This is a genomic window from Pseudomonas sp. 2995-3 (genome assembly GCF_002742565.1).
Lineage (GTDB): Bacteria > Pseudomonadota > Gammaproteobacteria > Pseudomonadales > Pseudomonadaceae > Aquipseudomonas > Aquipseudomonas edaphica.
Genome location: NZ_LJSB01000057.1, coordinates 1 through 298 on the forward strand (window position 1 = coordinate 1; position 298 = coordinate 298).

Annotated in this window: 1 protein-coding gene; it reads left to right on the forward strand. The window is 40.3% G+C overall.

Annotated elements, in window-relative coordinates:
• On the forward strand, positions 1–298 hold a 298-nt coding region (locus AOA62_RS03330; RefSeq protein ID WP_143521718.1), incomplete at both ends, for a YqcI/YcgG family protein.

Consider the following 298-nt stretch of genomic DNA (forward strand, 5'->3'; position numbering starts at 1 on the left):
GGTCCACTCTGCCAGATACTTTAAGTGACTTTCTTAGCTTATTTGATGGGGGAAATGAGACACGACACGGATTATTTGTGTTTGTTGAGCCTGAGCAGGAGGAAAATTCTTTAGAGTATTATCGAACATATTTTTGGAAAATCCTTCAGTATCTCCATCAAAAAGATCCGATGCCTTGGCCTGGGGATCAACCAAAGGATCCTGAGCATTATTTATGGGATTTTCACTTTAACCAGGAACCAATCTTCGTTTTCGGAAATACACCTGCATATAAGCAACGGAAAACTCGTGATTTAGG